This window comes from Sorangium sp. So ce327 (assembly GCF_051530205.1).
In the GTDB taxonomy this organism is placed as follows: domain Bacteria; phylum Myxococcota_A; class Polyangia; order Polyangiales; family Polyangiaceae; genus Sorangium; species Sorangium cellulosum_B.
Window position 1 is genome coordinate 3,225,331 of sequence record NZ_CP150330.1, and the last position, 16,138, is coordinate 3,241,468.

Here is a 16,138-nt window from a genome sequence, read left to right on the forward strand (position 1 = left end):
ATCGAAGCGCTGCGAGCCGTCAGGGGCGGAGGTGATGGAGCAGGCGCGCCTTGCGTCGCCTCAGGGCAGTGGCCTGGCAGCGTTGGCTCTCTCGACGAGATGTCGAGTCGCAGCGCCGACGTCTTCGATCGTCATGAATGAGCCCGCTTCATGGCGCGACCGGCTCCCAGCGGGCCAGCGGCCCTCCGGGAATGACGCCTCCCGAGAGGGGCACGCTCGATCTCACGGCGAACGCGCCGTCCAGCGTGTGAAGGACGCCGGGCCCCGGGCGGTGGAAGCGCGGATCGACGGCCAGCCCGCGCGCGGCCCACTCCGCTGGTGTGTAGACAACGATGTCGTCTCGATCCGGGCGCGTGAAGGCGGGAGCGTAGCCGCCCAGATGGATCAGGGGCGCCGCGCCGCCCGCGAATCCGTCCTCGATCTGCAGCTCGATCGGGTCGTCCGCCGCGTAGATGACGAGCGCTCGAAAGCGCGCCCCGGCCGCCACGCCGACCAGGGTCGCCTCCTCGAGGGCCAGGCAGAGGAACGCGTCGGGGTTGTCCGCGGTGATCTGCACGGTCCGCGGGGCGCTGTCGCCGCCTCGGCCCAGATAGCTTTGCACCTCCAGCTTGTCCGGCGTCGCGGCCGCGAGGGTCACCTGGTCCACGTCGGAGTCCGGCTGTACGAAGCGGCCGGTCGCGCCCGCGTAGCCGTCGAGACCGAGCGCGGCCGCGGTCGAGCGACAGGCCTGCACGCGGGCGGCGGCCTCGTCCGCGTCGGTCGCCGACAGCGCGAGGAGCGCGCCGTCGGCGCCGATCTCGATGCCCAGCGTGGCCGGGGGCAGCGGCGCGAGCTCGGTCACCGCGCCGTCGGCGAGGCTCACCGCGAACAACGTGTCGCGCAGCACGAGCACCCGCTGGTTGGCGGCGTCGAACGCGAGATCCACCGCCCCGGCCAGCTCCGTGTCGAATAGCGGCACCACCGTCTTCGCGGCGGGATCGATGCTGAGCAGGGAGAACGACCTCGGTCCACCGAGCGCGTAGAGCCGGTTCGTCGCCTCATCCCAGGTGAGCGGACCCACGGCGCCGCTGCCATCCACGGCGTCCTCGACGGCGCCGGTCGCGAGCGAGTAGGACGAGATCGACCCGGCGCGGTTGACGAAGAGCGCCCGCGGGGTCGCGCCGCCCGACAGCCCCGTGACCTCGAGCTCCGCCAGCGGCAGCGCGCTGCCCGAGCCCGGATCGAGCGTGGCGAGGACCGGACGCCCCTCGAAGGAGCCCGCCATCACCAGCGTTTCGCTCGCCGTGGGCGTACGGCCGCACGTCCCGCCGGCGCCCTGCTCGAAGTTCGCGGCGCAGAGGTCACAGCGCTCCCCCGTGTATCCGAGGACGCAGACGCAGCGCGCGAAGCCGATCGAATCGTCGCAGCTGCCGTGCTCGCCGCAGCGGACGCCGGCCCCGTCGCAGGAGGGCAGGCAAGCGCCCGTCGTCGAATCCTGCTGGTAGCCTTCGGCGCAGCTCGCGCAGCCGATCCCGCCGTACCCCTCGGCGCACCCGCAGCGGGCGCCCGTGTCCGTGTCGACGCAGATCTGGTTCGTGCTGCAGGTGAAGCCGGAGGCGGCGCACGTGGGCACGCAGCCCGTCCCGCTGTCCCGATAGCCGAGCGCGCAGCGCGAGCAGTCGTCGCCGGTGTACCCCGTCGGACATTCGCACAGCGCCGCGCCGCCCGCGTCCGAGCAGCGGCTCGGCGCCTTGCAGTCGAGCTGGGCCTCCGCGCAGGTGGGGCGGCAGTCGCCGTTCGCGTCGTTGTCCTGGTAGCCGCTCTGGCATTGATCGCACAGCCGACCTTCGTACAGCGCCTCGCACGCGCATTCGTCCGCGCCGGCCGTCGCGACGCACGTGCCGTGCGGACCGCACCGCTCCGGGTTGACAGCGCAGTCGAGCGGGATGAGCGCGCAGCGGTTGTCGACCAGCTTGTAACCGGACGCGCACGTCGCGCACTCGGTGCCGACGAACCCCTCGGTGCACACGCAGGTCGGGCCCAGCGCCGCGCTGACGCACTCCTGCCGGGCGCTGCACATCTCGACGCCGCAGCTCAGAAAGCCAGAGACCGAGTCCTCGCACCCCGGAAGGGAGAGCAGCAGGAGCGGCCAGGAGACGCGCAGGACCCTCATGGCACCTCCGCTACCCACGCAAGCGCGTTGCCCGCAGGCTCGTGCGCGAGGCGAACCTCGAGGGTGGCCTGAGACGCCCAGTCCATCAGCGCGAGGGTGGCGGCGCGCCGTTCGGGGAAGTTCGTGATGCTGTCGAGGGCCAGCGCTTCCCACGAGGCCGTGTCGTGCCCGGTGATGCCTTCGAGCGGCCCCGAGACGCTGAGGCCCTCATTGGTGTGGACGATGAAGCTGTAGCTGGCGTCGGCGGGGCGCGCCGTCGCGTCGACGCTCACCGCTCGGCCCGGCGCGGCGACCAGGAGGAAGCCGGCCCGGAGGCTCGGGGACAGCGCGATCTCGAGCTCGGCCGCCCCGCCGCCGCCGTCGTCGACGACACACACGGCCGCGTCGGGGTGGTCGACCGCGATGGTCACCGCGTCGATCGGCTGGGTGCCCAGATCGGCCACGATCAGCGCCGGATCCGCGCCCTCGTACGCCAGCGTGAGCGGCGCCGTGCTCCCGCCGCCGGCGTCGACGACGCGGTTCGCATGCCACGCCGGGACGGCGCCGAAGCGCGCGAGGGCCCCGGCGCAATAACGCAGGAGTCGGTCCTCACGGCTCTCCGCGTCGCTGCGGAGCAAATAGGCGCGCGCGCTTCCGGGATCGAAGGCCATGGCGAGCCAGTCGGAGCCCTGCGCCTGGCCGACGAGCTCCGGCGTGGAATCAGCGAGCTCGAAGGTCGCGCCCGCCTCGTCCAGCCCGAGGATCCTCGCGCGGCCCGGGTCGTACTCGAGCGCGCGAGCGCCCACAGCGGAGAGCTCCTCGGCCTGGAACGTGTCGAGATCGATCTCGTAAATGGCGTCCGCCGAGGCGGAGAGCGCCCTGTTTCCGGCTGGATCCAGCGACAGCGCGCTCCCGAGATCGACGTCGGCGCTCGTGAGATCCATGACCGCACCGGAAGCGAGATCGAGGGTCGCCAGGCGCCCGCCGTTCAGCGCGAACACGCGACCGGAGCCCGCGTCATAGGCGACGTCGGTCACGGTGCTCGGCACGCTCGCCAGAGGGCGGAACGACCAGCCGGGCGGGACGAGCGCGCCGAGGACGCGCTCGGAGCCGACGATGGACAGCGTCAGCAGCGATGGTGCCGAGAGCGCGGCCACGCACTGGCCGGCGTCGTTCTGCGTGAGCCCTGACTCGCAGCGCTCGCAGCTTTCGCCCGCGTGCCCCGGATCGCAGCGACACGCGGCCCCGCTCGCCGTCTCCTCGCAGACTCCCGCCTCGCCGCAGTCGACGTCGGGGGCGTTGCAGGTCGGGACACAGTCGGACCCGATCAGCGCGGGCCGGTATCCCTCCCGGCACGGATTGCATCCAGGCCGGTCGTCTCCCGGCGCGCAGGTGCAGACGCGGCCTTCGCCGCAGTCGGGCGGCGGGGCCTTGTCGCCGTCGTCTGCACACCCGACGACCAGCGAAAGGGCCATCGCCGAGAGCCCGTAGCGCAACGTCATTTCCCTATCCCGACGGTGACCATGAGCCAGAACCTCCACGCGCTGTAGTCGTACGTCTGCTTGGCTCGCCAGCTCGGTCCCTCCGCGTCGACCCCGAACAGGCGATAATCGACGTGCTGGACGAGGAGCTCGGCGCCGATGGTGTTGAGGCGCGACGTGCGGAAGACAGGGCCGACCTGGAACCCGTAGATCCAGCTGAAGCGGGTCGGATAGGTCACGTCGCACTCGCTGACTTGCCCGCGGGCCCGCAAGTCGTCACACAAGCTCTCGTAGGCCTCGCCGTCCCTGCCTTGCGCGCTGCCGTCGTGCGCGAACAGGAACTCCGGACCGGCGAAGGCGCCCAGTCGGAGCGCGAGGGACTCCGTCGCGGGGACCGCGACGCCGAGCATGAAGGGGGTCGCGAACTCCCAGCCGATGCCCCGCTCCGGCACGCTGGGCTCTCGTCCTTCGAGGGTCGTGCCCGTGGTGAACCAGAAGCCAAACCCGAGGCTCACGGGCTCGGGCCCGAACATCAGATCGAAGCCGAGCAGCACCGGCGTGTGATCGTCGACGTCCTCCCTCCCGGAGCGCAAGGACAGCGGGCAGCTGCCGGCGCACTGGCCCTGAAAATTCAGCGTGCCGCTCGCGTAGGCGCCGTAGCCGAAGCGAAACACGGACAAGGGCACGCTCCGCGGCTTCCTCTTGGCCGGAGGCGCTGGCTTCGACGGCGCGTCAGCGGTGGGGGCCGGCGGGGGAATGGACGGTGGAGGCTCAGGGGCCGGCGGGGGCATGAACGGTGGAGGCCCAGGCGGGTAAGGCTGCGATGGATAGGTATACGGATACGGGGTTCGATACGGATACGGATACGGGTATGGATACGGATACGGGTATGGATACGGCTGGGCGGCGCTCGGAGGAGGCGGCGCGGGCTGCTCCGGTTCAGGCTGTGCAGGGGCGGGCGGCGGAGCTTCCACGGGCGCGAGCTGTGGCGGAGGAGGCGGAGCCGGCGCTGGCTGTGTCGGTGCAGGGGGCGCGGGGGCGGGCTCAAAGGCGCTCGAGTCGGGCGCCTGAGCGAATGCCCGCGCGCTCATGATCAAGCCGAGGCACTGCACGTGCCAGAAGACCCCCCTTCGCGAGGTGCGCCGCCGTCGGGTTTTCACCACCTCCTCATCCTAGAGTGACAAACATATTGAAAACCATTTAATTCCGGCAGCTTACGCTGCCTGCTGCAGCAGGCGTTGGGCTGCCTCGAGATTCTGGATCGCTGCTGCGCGCCGGAGGTCGAACAGATTTCTCCTGGCGCCGATGTAGCGTGCAGTGTGGCCCTTCCGTGCCGCGATGTGGGCGAGCGCATGCTCTACAGCCACCCGCTGGCGGAGCACGGCGCGACCTGCCCCCGTCTGCTGCAGCTTCCGGAATTTGCGCTGCAGAGCCTCGTCCTCCGCAATGGACACGGTCCGCCCCCGTCCCGAGGCGGCTTGGGTGCACCTGGCTCGGAGGGGGCACGCGCCGCAATCCTCAGGATCAAACTCGACCGTGTCGCCGGGCTCGAATACCTCGACCTGTCCTGCCGGACAGGTGATCGTCTTGGCGCGCAGGTCGATCTTGAAGTCGCGCTTGCTGAACAGGTTGGGGCTGCGAGCACGCTGTCCCCAAGGCTTCGAGAACACCTGGCCACCGTCGCGGATCACGTCGTCAACGACGGGACTGTTCACATAGGCGCGATCGATGTGGAGCTCGCCGAGGCGCAGCCGTTGACGTTGGATGTCCTTGGCGATCGGTGCGGCCCCCTCTTCTTCGGGGCGATTCGCTGGCGTGACCGCACAGGCGACGATGACGGGAAGGTCCAGGTCGCGTGCGATGTGTTCCTTGTAGCCATCAAACCTCTTCGAGCGGCTCTTTCTTCCGTGGCGCATCTCAGCGTCCTCAATGGAGACACGGCGGTCAGGTGCAACACCTTGACGGATGCGAACGGTCCCATCCTCAGCCGTTTCCAGGTCTTGGTCCCGAACCTGTGTGACCGCATCCATATAGAAGCGGAGCGGCTGCTCGACGACGTCGTCCAGATGGCGGTCCACCCACTGCTGCAGGGACGAGACCTGCCGTTCCAGGATCTGAATCGCCGCCGCCTTCTGTTTCGGGTCGCTCCAATCGAGGTCGAGCCCGGCCTTGATGCTGGGAGCCAGAAGTAGCGGGATGCCCGCCTTGCGACAGATCTCCTCGGGCGGGCGCTCCGTGATCTTCGACACGACGCGGACGATGGTGCGTGCTGCATGGCCGAGCAGGTTGATCGTGTCCTCAACCCGCCCGGCTCCCGCTAAAGGGCGGCTATCGATGGCCACGCGCAGCGCTTTGGACACCGCACGCCTCTCGCTCTCCGTCATCGCGCCCGACCGAACGAGCGCCACGGTCCGCTCCAGCAGCACCCGGTCCATCTCATGCTCGACCATCCGCTCTCGGAACGCCTGCAGCGCGCCCTGCGAAAACGCGGGCGTGGCCGCCCCCAGGCAGCCGAGCACCATCTGCCAGCGAAGGTCGACGATCGACAGCTCCACCGCCTCGGCATCCGATGCGCCGACGTATCCCTGGAGCAGCGTGACCATGCACATCAGCGCCGGCGGATGCGGCGGCTCACCTGCTCCCGTGGTCCGGTACATGCTCTCCAGCTGCTCCTGGAACGTCTCGTCGAATAGCTCGTGCCGGTGCAGCCTGAGAAAGCCGAACAGGGCTCGCACCCGGGTCAACCGTTTCATGAGCGCCTGTTCCTGCCGCGACAGCTCCACCGGCGGCGACCATCGTTCCATCCGTGCACCTCCGGGCGCGGACGAGATCATGGCTCGGCGAGACCGTCGAGCCTTCCATCGAAACGCTCGGGATTATCACAAAATCAAACTGATCGGTCCTCTAGAGCTCGGGCGCGAGCTGAAGCAAGGGCCAAGCCAGCGTCGTATCCGCTGCATCTGCTGCAAAACCCGCCGCGTGCCTCGCGAAGACCACGACATCCGTGTCGTTGGCCCTCTCGACGAGCTGTCGAGTCCCAGCTTCGACCTCTTCGATCGTCATGGAGGCCCACGCTACCGTGTTCGACGCTGGAGCCTCGTTGATCCTGGGTGAGCTCGGCCTGGCGCTCTCTGCTGTGTGCCCCGCGTCGCGGCCGCGGAGCTTGGCCGAGCAGCCGGCCGGTGGTACCAGGACACGATGGACGTGAGAGCTGGGGCGCCCTCCCAGGATCCTGCGCGCACGGCGCTGCTGATCATCGACATGCAGAACGACTTCCTCGCGGAGGGAGGCGCGTTCTCGAAGCGCCACTGCGATCCGCACCAGCTCGCGCAGACCGTGGCCTGGCTCGCGCGCGCGGCGCGCGCGCAGGGGCGGGTCGTGGTGTGGGTGACGTCGGTCTACGGCGAGATCGACGCGGCGCCGGACGCGCTCCGCGGGCAGACGCACACCGGCAGCGCGTGCTGCGCCCGCGGCACGTGGGGCGCCGAGCTGTTCCCGGCGCTCGTCCCGGTGCGCGCCGAGCGCCCCGCGGGGACCGCGGAATGGCACGTCGAGAAGCGCTGGTATTCGGCGTTCCGTGAGACCGAGCTGCACGCCCGGCTGGCGGAGGCGGGCGTGACCGGCGTGGTCCTGTGCGGCGTCGCGACCAACGTGTGTGTCCTCGCCGCCGCCCGCGACGCGCGCCGGCTCGGCTATGACGTCGACATCCTCGGGGACGCGACCGCGGCGGGGACCGCGGGCAAACACGCCGTCGCGCTGCGCGAGATCGAGGGCCTCGGCGGCCGGCGCCGCAGCTGGGCCGACCTGCTCTCCGACGGACCCGGGCCGGTGCACATCGCCGGCATCGGCGCGGGCGAGACGGCGCTGTGGTGCGGCGCCCTCGACGAGCGCCTCGCCGGGGACGCCGGCGCCTTCGCCGCTGTCGAGCGCGAGGTCGCCTGGACGACGATGCGCCACCGCGGAGGGGAGGTGCCCCGCCTGGTCGCGATCCAGGGCGAGCGCTCGCCCGACGGCGCCATGCCGCTCTATCGCCACCCGGTCGACGAGCAGCCCGAGCTCTGCCCCTTCACCCCCGCCGTCGACCGCATTCGCAGGGAGGTCGAGCGCCGCGTCGGACACCCGCTCAACCATTGCCTGCTCCAGCTCTACCGCACGGGACGCGACTGGATCAGCGAGCACTCCGACAAGACGCTCGACCTCGTGCGCCCGTCGTTCATCGTCAATGTCTCGCTCGGACGACAGCGCACCATGGTGCTCCGGCCCAAGCGCGCCGAGGACGGGAATGCTGTCCAGAAGGTCCCTCTGCCGCACGGCTCGCTGCTCGTCATGGACCTGGGGACGAACCGCCGTTTCTATCACGCCATTCGCCAGGAGGGGGACACGGAGGGTGAGGGCGACGGCCATGTGTCGCCATCGCGCATCTCGCTCACGTTCCGGCACATCGGCACGTTTCACGATCCGGCGACCGGCGCTGTCTGGGGCGTCGGCGCGCCCGCGTCCGATCGCCCCGAGGCCGAGGCGCGCGCCCGAGCCCGAGCCGCGGTCCCCGAGCCGGAGCGCGAGGCGGCGGAGCGCGGCGAGGCAGAGCGGATGTTGCAGCTCTTCCGCGCCGAGAACGTCGACCCCACCTTCGATGTCGCCGCGTACCGCCCGGGCTTCGAGGCGCTCAATTTTCGCACGCTCCGCGCGTCGCACGAGCCCGGGGGCGACCGATGAGCGCTCAGCGCACGGTGTACTTCGTGAACGGCTCGATCTCGAGCTGGCGCGTCCTGATGGCGGCTCACGAGAAGGGCCTCGCCTTCGAGGCGCGCCGCCTCCGCGTGATGCGGGAGCCCCGCGAGACGCGCACCCCGGAGTTCCTGGCCCTCAACCCGCGGGGCCAGGCCCCGGTGCTCGTGGAGCCCGACGGCACCGCCATGAACGAGTCGCTGGCGATCCTGACGTACCTCGAGCTGCGGTATCCCGACCCGCCGCTCCTCCCGCCGCTCGCCGAGCCCGGGGCGCTCGCCCGCGCGCTCGCCTTCGCTCAGGAGTCCGAGGCCACGGCGTGTGTCTACGACCCGCTGGAGGGCCTCTTCGAGGCTGGCCCGGAGGCCGTGTCGCCGGACCGGCGAGCAGCCATCCTGGGCGCGCTCTCGGGGGTGGAGCGGGAGCTCGCGCTGTGGGACGCGCGGGCCCAGAAGACACGGTTCATCGCGTCGGACGCCTTCACGCTCGCCGACTGCGCGTTCTACCCGGTGCTCGCCTACATGCAGCGGCGCGGGCTGTCGCTCGCCGGTCATCCGGCGCTCGACGCCTACGAGCGCCGCGTGCGGGATCGCCCCTCGGCGGTTGCCTCGTACCCCGAGGGCTGGTCCCACGACCGGGCGCGCCCCGACCTGTTCGCCCAGGCGCGGGCGCTCGCCGCCGCGACGTAGCGCGGCCGCCCCGCTGATCGTCGGCTGAAGGCGGCCCGCTCGATGCGCGGGCAGGTCGGCGATAGCCTCAGATAATCTGAAGTCACCCACAGCCCGACCTGGGCGGCGCCCGGCTCCGCAAACGCGTGAGTCCGATGGATTCAGGGTGCTTGAGCCGGCGCGGTCGTCGCGAGGGGTGGCTCACCGGAGCGCGCCTGCGCTCTGACGCCGCTGTCATGCATCGTGCCGGAATGGCGCGTCGATGGGCGCCCGAACCAGACGAAGCGTGCGTCGCGGCGTTGGCACTGAAGCTGCACGCCGCGCGGCAGGACGCGGGGCGAGGACGTGTCGCGATCCTGCGCGAACCTGAGCGCCCGGCGTTCGAAGGAGGGATGGCATGAACCGATTCTTTGGCTTCATCATGACGGTCGCGTCGGGCATCGTGATGGTCGGCTGCGCAGAAATCGGCGGGAGCGACATGGCCTCTTTCGGCGGCTCCGGCGAGTTCGGCGCGACGCCGGGGGGTGTGAAGGATATGGGCCTCGCACGGGGCCTCGTCGAGAACGGCAGGGTGCCGCCGGCCGAGGCGTTCGTCGTCGAGGCGATGTTCTCGGAGCACGATTTGCCGCTCGAGGGCGCGCCGTGCGCGACGCTCCTCTGCGTGCGCGCGGCGATGGGGATTGCCCCGGACGCGCAGGGCGAGAGCGCCGCGTGGGTGCAGGTCGGCATGTCGTCGACGATCGATCCCGAGACGTTCAAGCGGCCGTCGATGGCGATCGTCGCGACGGTCGACGTATCCGGCTCGATGTCGTGGGGCTACGGCGATGGCGAAGGCGGGATGCCCGCGGCGATCGCCCGCTCGCTCCTCGGGAATGTGGCGAGCAGCCTCGACGCGGACGACCGCTTCGCGCTCGTCACGTATGGCTCGTCGGTGAGCACGCCGCTCGACTGGACGCAAGGGGACGACCCCGAGATCAAGGAGACCATCGACGAGCTCTCGGAGAACGGCTCCACCAACATGGAGGCAGGCCTCATTCAGGCGTACGAGCTCGCGCGCGAGGCGAAGGGCACGGCCGACGAGGTCCGCGTCATGCTCTTCACCGACGTTCAGCCGAACGTGGGAGCCATCGACGGCAGCGAGTTCGAGCGCCTGGTCGCGGAGGGCGCGGAAGACGGCATCGGGATCACCGTCTTCGGCCTGGGCCTGGGGCTGGGCGTCGAGGTCATGAACCGGATGTCGCACCTGCGCGGAGCCAACGCCTTCAGCCTGATGGACGCCGACGAGGTAGGGCCCTTCATGGAAGACAACTGGCCGTGGATGGCGACGCCGATCGCCCATGATCTCAGCCTCGTCGCGACCCCTTCGCCGGGCCTCTCTCTCTCTCACGCGTATGGCTTCCCCACAGGGGAGGCCGGCGCGACGTCGATCGCCTCGCTCGACGTGGCGAGCGTGTTCCTCAGCAAGCGCAAGGGGGCGCTGCTCCTGTCCCTCACGCCGGCGTCGCCAGAGGAGATCGCCGGGTCGGAGGTGGAGGTCGCGCTCAGTTACGTCGACCGCTCGGGAGAGCCGGTCACGAGCTCCCTCTCGGCGCGTTATGACGGCGAGGCGCTCGACGAGCGCGGCGTGGTGATGCCGCAGGCGAGCGTCGACAAGACGGTGGCGCTCGCGCTCCTCGTGCAAGCGATGCACGACGCGGCGCAAGCGTACGGCTCGGACCCCGCCGCGGCGATTGCCACCCTGGAGCCCGCGCTCGAGCGCTTCGCGGCCGACGCGGCGGCGATCGGAGACGCCGGCATCGACGCGGAGGCGGCGTTCTGGCCCGCGCTCCTGGACCTCATGAAGGCGGACGCCCCTCGAGGAGATCTTTATGGTGATTTCAGCGACAACTGACGCTCTCCGTCGGCTCGCGATACGGCGCCTCGTGCCTGCATCTGCATCCACCGAGCGGTGATGACCGCGGCCACGAGCGCGGCGATCGTCGTGACCAGGAGCGGCGCGGCGCCGTCGCCGGACATGTGCGCGCGAGAGACGTTGTCGAGGTGGATGCCGAGGTGCGCCGCCCACGCGACGAGCACGCTGCCGCCGGATCGGAGGTGCAGCGCCGTCATCAGCACGCTGAGCGACGTGATGAACACGAGGCTGAGCGCCCACGACCACCAGGGGACGCCCGGCAGGCACAGGGCGGGCAGGTGCCAGAAGGTCCACGCGACGCCGAGGACGAGGCTGGCGCGCACGGGTCCCTGCGCCGGAAGGAGCCGCCGGAGGGCATAGCCGCGCCATCCCAGCTCCTCCCCCAGCGGGGCGAGCACGGCGATACCGCGGTGTTCCGGTGTGACAGGCGTATATAGGAGCGTCGCCGGAAGGCTCCCGCCGGCGAGCGCCAGCAGCGCGAGGCCGAGGAGGTGCAGCGCCGCCGGCATGCACAGCGCGAGCGGCGCGTAGCCCCAGCCCGCCGGGGCGGGGTGGGGTGACAGGAGCCCCGAGAGCCCCGCTCGACCTCCCTCCTTCCAGGCGCACACCATGGCCGCGAGCGAGGGGCCGACAGCGCCGAGCACGAGCGGCGCCATGGCGACGCCGGGAGGGATGCCGGCGCCCCACTGCTGGAGCAGCAGGGGCAGCTGGCAGAGCCATGTGATGGCGTACGTGAGGACGAAGAACCGGGCCACGGAACGAGGCATGGACCGGCGGGACAGCGGCGCGCGCAGGATGTTCCGCGCGAGACTCGCGACGGAGAAAGTCGCCCCGCTCGACACGAAGGCCGGGATCGGGTCGGGGGCCGGGCTCCGCTCGGAGCTCCCGTCCCGAGCGCGGGCCTCGCGCCGCCGCATGTGTAGTCCGCTGTCAATCCCGCAGCACGAAGTCGATATCGCCCGTGTCTGCGTAGGTCCCTGGAGGAGGTGATGCGCCGGCCGCGGTGCCCAGGGTGCGCCGTGGTCACGAATGTGCGGGACGGCCGTCAAGGCGCCTTTGCGACCCGCTGGCGTCGTCGACGGCTGTAATCGTTTGTCATCGTCGCTGTGACGGCACCTGTGATAGGCGTGTTTGCCGGGCGATCGGATCTGCACCTTGCCCCCGTGCGCTCCGGTGCGAGCGCCCCGAGACCCAGGAGGAACCATGCGCCGTCGCGGCAAAATTGGCTTCTTGTTATTCCGTACGCTTGGCTTGTTACTCGGCTGCGTGCTGCTGCCCGATGCGGCGCACGCGGCCACCACCGCGATCACGTACACCATTGGCCACGCGGACTGCGGCGTGAACAGCTTCGCGCTGTACATGAACGGCGCGCTGCTCGACACCGTACCCAGCTCGAACGACTGCTTCTGCAACAGCACGCCGCTCCAGGTGAGCATCACCGATCCGGCGTTGCTCGAGCTCTACAACCCCGCGAGCTGTAACGACTTCCAGGTCGAGACGGTCGGTGACGATGCCGTTGCGTGGGGCCACGTGCGCGTCGACGTCGCGTCGGACGAGGGGGCGGCGTCAGCGTGCCTGTTCGACGGCGACCCGGCCAACACCCGCCCGAGCTGCGCCGATCGGGAGCTCTGCGGCAGCTACACGTTCGACGTCGGCTCCGTGGGGAGCGCGGACGTGGATGGCGACGGCCTCGCGGTGGGCGCGGGCCAGGGATGCGACAACTGCGGCGCGACCGCCAACCCGGATCAGGGCGATGTGGATGGCGACGGGTTCGGCGACGCCTGCGACGACTGCGCGGGGCCGGGGGTGTCTGACAGCGACGGCGATGGGCTCTGCAATGGGAGCGACAACTGCTACTACGACTACAACCCGGACCAGAGCGACGCCGACGGCGATGGCGTCGGCGATGTCTGCGACGCCTGCGCGGGGTCGGGGGTGTCTGACAGCGACGGCGATGGGCTCTGCGATGGCGCGGACAACTGCTACTACGCCTACAACCCGGACCAGCGCGACGGCGACGGCGACCAGGTGGGCGACGTCTGCGACAACTGCGCGGAGGCGCCGAACCCCGGCCAGGAAGACAGCGACTGGAACGGCCGAGGCGACGCGTGCGACGCCTGCTACGCCTCCCGGGTTTTCGACTCGGATGGCGACGGGGCCTGCGACACGGTGGACAATTGCTATTTCAACTTCAACCCCGACCAGGCGGACAGCGACGGCGACGGGGCCGGCGACGTCTGCGATTCCTGCGCGGGATCGGGGTGGTTCGACAGCGATGGTGATGGCGCCTGCGATGGCGCAGACAACTGCTTCACCTATTACAACCCTGACCAGAGCGACACGGACAGCGATGGCATCGGCGACGTCTGCGATTACTGCGCAGGATCAGGGGCGTACGACAGCGACGGCGATGGCGCCTGCGATGGTGCGGACAACTGCTATTATTACAACCCTGACCAGAGCGACGCGGACGGCGACGGGATCGGGGACGCCTGCGACTACTGCGCAGGATCGGGGTCGTACGACAGCGACGGCGATGGGTCCTGCGATGGGGCAGACAACTGTTATTATTACAACCCTGACCAGAGCGACGCGGACGGCGACGGGATCGGGGACGCCTGCGACTACTGTGCGGGCCCGGGGGTGTACGACAGCGACGGCGATGGGCTCTGCGAAGAGGCGGACAACTGCTATTACGTCTCCAACCCCGACCAGAGCGACGCCGACGGCGACGGCCTGGGCGACGCCTGCGACAACTGCGCGGAGACGCCGAACCCCCGCCAGGAAGACAGCGACTGGAACGGCCGAGGCGACGCGTGCGACGCCTGCTACGCCGCCGGGAGCACCGACTCGGACGGCGATGGGGCCTGCGACTCGGCGGACAACTGCTACTATGCCGCCAACCCTGACCAGAGCGACGCCGACGGCGACGGCCTGGGCGACGCCTGCGACAACTGCGCGGCGACGCCGAACCCCGGCCAGGAAGACAGCGACTGGAACGGCCGAGGCGACGCGTGCGACGCCTGCTACGCCTCCGGAGATCCCGACTGGGATGCCGACGGGGTCTGCGACACGGTGGACAACTGCGCGGGCTACACCAACCCCGACCAGGCGGACAGCGACGGCGACGGGCGCGGCGACGTCTGCGACTCCTGCGCAGGATCGGGGTCGTACGACAGCGACGGTGATGGCTCCTGCGATGGGACAGACAACTGCCACTACTATTACAACCCGGACCAGAGCGACGCGGACAGCGATGGCATCGGCGACGTCTGCGACTACTGCGCAGGATCGGGATTGTACGACAGCGACGGCGATGGGCTCTGCGACGGCGCGGACAACTGCTATTACTTCTTCAACCCGGATCAGAGCGACGCCGACGAGGACGGCGTGGGCGACGTCTGCGACAACTGCGCGGAGACGCCGAACCCCGGCCAGGAAGACAGCGACTGGAACGGCCGAGGCGACGCGTGCGACGCCTGCTACGCCGCCGGGGAATCCGACTGGGACTCCGACGGGACCTGCGACTCGGCGGACAACTGCGTGGACAACACCAACCCCGACCAGGCGGACAGCGACGGCGACGGCGTGGGCGACGCCTGCGACTCCTGCGCAGGATCGGGGGCGTACGACAGCGATGGAGATGGGCTCTGCGACGGGAATGACAGCTGCCCGTTCAGCTACAACCCCGACCAGGCGGACCGCGACGGTGACGGCCACGGCGACGCCTGCGATCCCTGCGGCGCGATCATCGACAACGGCAACGTCCAGCTCGGCGTCAACTGCGAGGGCCACCTGAACCACCCGTTCCCCGGGGATCCTCTGGGCCTCGGGTACCTGGGGCTGCGTTACCTGCCCACGACCAACCCGTCGGTCGAGCCGGGCGCGCAGGCCGAAGGGTGGGGCGTCGGCGACGCCACCTCCGGGGTGACCGGTTACGCGAACGTGTCCCAGGACGGCGGCGCCGTGAACATGACGGTCCTGAGCTTCTCGTCCACGGGGAGCACCGCGGTCTCCACGGTCCAGGTGGGCTCGACGTTCATCGTCACCCACGACTACCGCCCGTCGGCGCTGACCCCCTGGCTCTACGAGGTGGTCGTGACCATCGACAACATCAGCCCGGATCCGGTGGATCTGCGTTACCGGCGCGTCATGGACTGGGACACCTATCCCACGCCGTTCGACGAGTACGTGACCATCGATATGGGGACGGCCCCGGAGCTGTTCCGCACGGACACCAATGGATTCAACAGCGCCAACCCGTTCTCGTTCAGCAGCTTTCAGCCTGGCCCGGTGACCGACGCGGGCCCGACCGATCACGGCGCGCTCTTCGACTTTGACTTCGGCGAGCTCGCGCCCGGCGAGAGCAAGGTCTTCAAGACGTTCTACGGCGCCGCCGGCACCGAGGACGACGCCCGGAGCGCCCTGGCCGCCGTCGCGGCCGAGGCCTACTCGTTCGGCCAGCCGAACACCGCCGGCGGACCGGAGCTCGGGGAGCCGAACACGTTCGTCTTCGCTTATGCGAGCGTCGCCGACGCGCCTGTCTGCGGCGACGGCATCGTCGACGACGGCGAGGAGTGCGACGACGGCAACACCGACGGCGGCGACGGCTGCGACGCCGACTGCACCGTCGGCTGCCCCGACGCGGACGGCGACGGCTATTGCGACGTCACCTGCGTGACGATCCGGCGGGGCGTCCACGGCCAGGTGGCGGACTCGACGATCTGGGCGCTGTACCCGAGCTACAACGAGGGCAGCTCACCCTACCTCCACACGGGGCTGAGCAGCGGCGCGGAGAAGAACGCGCTGTATCGCTTCGCGCTCGACTCCATCCCGTACGGCGCCACGGTCGAGTCGGCCACGTTCAGCACGACGCTCTACAGCTCCGGCACGGGCGAGATCCGGGTGCACCGCATCAGCAGCGCCTGGGAGGAGTCCACGGTCACCTGGAGCAGCTTCGCCGACGGCTTCGAGCCGGCCGTCGAGGCGACGTTCGTCGGGGCGTCGTCGGGCGTCGCGACCGTCGACCTGACAGCGCTCGTCCAGGCGTGGGTCGACGGCGTGCACCCGAACCACGGTCTGCTCCTGGAGGAGGACCTGACGGCGCTCACCAGCTACCGTTCGAGCGAGCACGGCATTCTCACCAACCGCCCCTCGCTCGAGGTGTGCTTCTACTGACCGCCCTCTGACCCTGGCCGCTTCCGCCGCCGGCAGCGAC

The 16,138-nt window shown here is 70.2% G+C and carries 9 protein-coding genes; 4 read left to right on the top strand and 5 right to left on the bottom strand.

All coding sequences use genetic code 11. From position 1 onward, the window contains the following. Nucleotides 1–148: 148 nt before the first annotated feature. The 4 genes from WME95_RS12380 to WME95_RS12395 form a co-directional block, all read right to left on the bottom strand. Nucleotides 149–2,152 carry a hypothetical protein gene (locus WME95_RS12380; protein WP_437908579.1) on the bottom strand — a complete coding sequence of 668 codons (2,004 nt, stop codon included), beginning with the start codon at nt 2,150–2,152 and terminating at the stop codon, nt 149–151. Further along, on the bottom strand, nt 2,149–3,633 hold the full coding sequence (locus WME95_RS12385; protein ID WP_437908580.1) for a hypothetical protein: 1,485 nt from the start codon (nt 3,631–3,633) through the stop codon (nt 2,149–2,151). The genes WME95_RS12380 and WME95_RS12385 overlap by 4 nt, the downstream gene beginning before the upstream one ends. Beyond that, on the bottom strand, nt 3,630–4,298 hold the full coding sequence (locus WME95_RS12390; RefSeq protein ID WP_437908581.1) for a hypothetical protein: 669 nt from the start codon (nt 4,296–4,298) through the stop codon (nt 3,630–3,632). The genes WME95_RS12385 and WME95_RS12390 overlap by 4 nt, the downstream gene beginning before the upstream one ends. Nucleotides 4,299–4,826: 528 nt before the next feature. Further along, the gene (locus WME95_RS12395; RefSeq protein ID WP_437905279.1) at nt 4,827–6,416 is read right to left on the bottom strand and encodes an IS1182 family transposase; all 1,590 of its coding nucleotides are present in this window, start codon (nt 6,414–6,416) and stop codon (nt 4,827–4,829) included. 394 nt (nt 6,417–6,810) lie between these two features. Here WME95_RS12395 and WME95_RS12400 point away from each other — a divergent pair, with 394 nt between their 5' ends. From WME95_RS12400 to WME95_RS12410, 3 genes are all read left to right on the top strand, one after another. Further along, nucleotides 6,811–8,328, top strand: coding sequence for an isochorismatase family protein (locus WME95_RS12400; protein WP_437908582.1), 1,518 nt, complete (start codon nt 6,811–6,813; stop codon nt 8,326–8,328). Continuing rightward, a complete protein-coding gene (locus WME95_RS12405; protein WP_437908583.1) occupies nt 8,325–9,029 on the top strand; it encodes a glutathione S-transferase family protein in 705 nt (234 codons plus the stop codon). The genes WME95_RS12400 and WME95_RS12405 overlap by 4 nt, the downstream gene beginning before the upstream one ends. A 376-nt stretch (nt 9,030–9,405) precedes the next feature. After that, a complete protein-coding gene (locus WME95_RS12410; protein ID WP_437908584.1) occupies nt 9,406–10,899 on the top strand; it encodes a vWA domain-containing protein in 1,494 nt (497 codons plus the stop codon). Here the strand turns inward: WME95_RS12410 and WME95_RS12415 are convergent. Further along, a complete protein-coding gene (locus WME95_RS12415) occupies nt 10,875–11,687 on the bottom strand; it encodes a CPBP family intramembrane glutamic endopeptidase (protein WP_437908585.1) in 813 nt (270 codons plus the stop codon). The genes WME95_RS12410 and WME95_RS12415 overlap by 25 nt on opposite strands. Before the next feature lie 499 nt (nt 11,688–12,186). Here WME95_RS12415 and WME95_RS12420 point away from each other — a divergent pair, with 499 nt between their 5' ends. Then, a complete protein-coding gene (locus WME95_RS12420) occupies nt 12,187–16,098 on the top strand; it encodes a thrombospondin type 3 repeat-containing protein (protein ID WP_437908586.1) in 3,912 nt (1,303 codons plus the stop codon). Nucleotides 16,099–16,138: the final 40 nt, after the last annotated feature.

Excerpts from the sequence above, each read along its gene's own strand:
- WME95_RS12380 (WP_437908579.1), bottom strand. The coding sequence starts at position 2,152 with ATGAGGGTCCTGCGCGTCTCCTGGCCGCTCCTGCTGCTCTCCCTTCCG.
- WME95_RS12385 (WP_437908580.1), bottom strand. The coding sequence starts at position 3,633 with ATGACGTTGCGCTACGGGCTCTCGGCGATGGCCCTTTCGCTGGTCGTC.
- WME95_RS12395 (WP_437905279.1), bottom strand. The coding sequence starts at position 6,416 with ATGGAACGATGGTCGCCGCCGGTGGAGCTGTCGCGGCAGGAACAGGCG.
- WME95_RS12400 (WP_437908582.1), top strand. The coding sequence starts at position 6,811 with ATGGACGTGAGAGCTGGGGCGCCCTCCCAGGATCCTGCGCGCACGGCG.
- WME95_RS12405 (WP_437908583.1), top strand. The coding sequence starts at position 8,325 with ATGAGCGCTCAGCGCACGGTGTACTTCGTGAACGGCTCGATCTCGAGC.
- WME95_RS12410 (WP_437908584.1), top strand. The coding sequence starts at position 9,406 with ATGAACCGATTCTTTGGCTTCATCATGACGGTCGCGTCGGGCATCGTG.
- WME95_RS12415 (WP_437908585.1), bottom strand. The coding sequence starts at position 11,687 with ATGCCTCGTTCCGTGGCCCGGTTCTTCGTCCTCACGTACGCCATCACA.